The following is a 1033-nucleotide window of genomic DNA, read 5'->3' on the forward strand; positions in this document are numbered from 1 at the left end:
CACTACGATCTCTCGGACGACTTCTTCCGGCTGTTCCTGGACCCCACCCAGACCTACAGCTGCGCCTACTTCGAGCGCGACGACATGACGCTCGAGGAAGCCCAAATCGCCAAGATCGACCTGTCGCTGAGCAAGCTCAACCTCGAGCCGGGCATGACGCTGCTGGACATCGGGTGTGGCTGGGGCGCCACCATGAGGCGCGCCATCGAGAAGTACGACGTGAACGTCGTGGGCCTGACGCTGTCGGAGAATCAGGCCGCCCACGTGCAGAAGATGTTCGACGAGATGGACACCCACCGCGGCCGCCAAGTGCTCCTGGAGGGCTGGGAGAAGTTCCACGAGCCGGTCGACCGCATTGTCACGATCGGCGCCTTCGAAGCGTTCAAAGCGGACCGTTGGCCGGCGTTTTTCGAACGGGCCTACGAGATCCTGCCCGACGACGGCCGGATGTTGCTGCACACGATTCTCGCGCATTCCCAAAAACAGCTCCACGAGCTCGGCGTCTCGCTGACCATGAGCGACGTGCGATTCACGCGATTCATCTACACCCAGATCTTTCCCGGCGGGCAGTTGCCGGCGCAGGAAGACATTCTGAAATTGGCGCCCGCGGCCGGATTCACCGTCGAAAAGGTGCAATTGCTGCGGGAGCACTACGCCCGCACGCTCAATATGTGGGCGGCGAATTTAGCGGCGAACCGGGAAAAGGCGATCGCCATCCAGTCCCAGGAGGTCTACGACCGCTATATGCACTACCTGACGGGGTGTGAAAACTTCTTCCTGAAGGGCATCAGCAACGTCGGCCAGTTCACGCTGGCCAAGTAAGTAGCGCACCGCTGGCCGGGCGCTCCCGGGCGCCCGGCTACTTCTCGCAGGTGAATTGGTTGACGTCGGTGTAGCCCTCGCGGAACAGCTTGGCGCAGCCGGTGAGGTACTTCATGTACCGGTCGTAGACCTCTTGGGACTGGATGGCGAGCGCCGTCTCCTTGTTCGCCTCGAGGGCCGCGGCCCACGTCTCCAGGGTCCGTGCGTAGTG

At 62.4% G+C, this 1033-nt stretch carries 2 protein-coding genes; one reads left to right on the top strand and one right to left on the bottom strand.

The window, feature by feature from the left end; all coding sequences use genetic code 11:
- On the top strand, nt 1-822 hold an 822-nt coding region (locus A5705_RS22150; RefSeq protein ID WP_067882261.1), incomplete at its 5' end, for a cyclopropane mycolic acid synthase family methyltransferase.
- A gap of 37 nt (nt 823-859) precedes the next feature.
- On the opposite strand, the gene A5705_RS22155 is transcribed toward A5705_RS22150, so the two are convergent.
- On the bottom strand, nt 860-1033 hold a 174-nt coding region (locus tag A5705_RS22155; RefSeq protein ID WP_197517015.1), incomplete at its 5' end, for a class I SAM-dependent methyltransferase.

The organism is Mycobacterium sp. E787 (assembly GCF_001668725.1).
Taxonomy (GTDB): Bacteria; Actinomycetota; Actinomycetes; order Mycobacteriales; family Mycobacteriaceae; genus Mycobacterium.